Below are 1,258 nucleotides of genomic sequence, written 5' to 3' on the forward strand. Positions count from 1 at the left end.
TGACCTGCCCCCCTCTGGTCCCTCGGTCATAATGGGAGTCCGCAGGCTTCATAGCTGATCTGGGGCTCCGGTGGGAGCGGCCGGGCGGCGCAGCTATTCACGTCGCGCAGCCGACCGGCCGCGTGGTTCAGCCGCACGGTCTCCGGCGCGAGGCCACCATGGGCGGAGTGCGGTCGAACGTGGTTGTAGTCGTGCCGCCACCGGCCGATCACGGCCCGGGCTTCCGCCATGGTCGAGAACACCTCCTCGTTCAGGCACTCGTCACGGAACTTGCCGTTGAAGCTCTCGACGAAGCCGTTCTGCTGGGGCTTGCCGGGATCGATGTAGTGCCAGCCGACGCCGGTCCGGTTGGCCCATTCCAGCATCGCCCGCGACGTCATCTCCGTGCCGTTGTCGCTGACGATCAGCGAAGGCTTGCCTCGCCGCGCGATCAGCGTGTCCAGCTCGCGCGCCATGCGCCGGCCACCGATCGAGGTGTCCACCACCAGCGCCAGGGCCTCGCGCGTGAAGTCGTCCACGATGCACAGGATGCGGAAGCGCCGACCCCACGACAGGGCGTCGGCCACGAAGTCCAGGCTCCAGCGCTGGTTCGGCCCGTCCGGCACGGCCATCGGTGCCCGCATCCCGGTCGCCCGCTTGCGCCCCCGCCGTCGTCGCACCGCCAGGCCCTCTTCCCGATAGAGACGGAACAGCTTCTTCTTGTTCAGGCTGACGCCCTCACGCTCCAACAGGATGCCCAGCCGTCGGTAGCCGAACCGACGGCGCTCTCCGGCCAGACTCCGCAGCCGTTCGCGCACCTCCGCGTCGCCAGGCTCAGGCGCGCGGCGCACCGTCTTGGGATCGACCTCGACCAGCCCACAGGCCCGCCGCTGCGAGTAGCCGCGCTCCGCCATCAGGCGAAGCGCGGCTTCCCGGCGAACAGCGGGCCCGGTCAGTTTTTTCCCAGGAGATCCTTCAACGCCGACACGTCCAGCATCGACTCCGCCAGCAGCTTCTTCAGCCGTCGGTTCTCGTCCTCCAGCGCCTTCAGCTTCTGGGCGTCTGAGACGCTCATCCCGCTGTATTTGGCCTTCCACCGGTAGAAGGTCTGCTCGCTGATCCCGTGCCGCCGGCAGACCTCCGCCGTCGCACCGCCAGCCTCCTGTTCGCGCAGCACGCCTATGATCTGCGCCTCGGTGAACCTGCTCTTCTTCATGTCCGTCTCCTTGAGGTTGACGGACTCTCACTCAAACCGAGGGATCAGGAAGGGGGCAGGTCA

Annotated in this window: 1 protein-coding gene; it reads right to left on the reverse strand. The window is 67.7% G+C overall.

All coding sequences use genetic code 11. The features are described from left to right. Window positions 1-26: 26 nt before the first annotated feature. Window positions 27-1,195 (reverse strand): IS3 family transposase gene (locus ABN401_RS16285; RefSeq protein ID WP_349685916.1). Its coding sequence is split into 2 segments (ribosomal slippage): window positions 27-943 and window positions 943-1,195, totalling 1,170 coding nucleotides; the frame shifts between segments, so codons are not numbered across the junction. Window positions 1,196-1,258: the final 63 nt, after the last annotated feature.

The organism is Brevundimonas aurifodinae, assembly GCF_040195595.1.
In the GTDB taxonomy this organism is placed as follows: Bacteria; Pseudomonadota; Alphaproteobacteria; order Caulobacterales; family Caulobacteraceae; genus Brevundimonas; species Brevundimonas aurifodinae.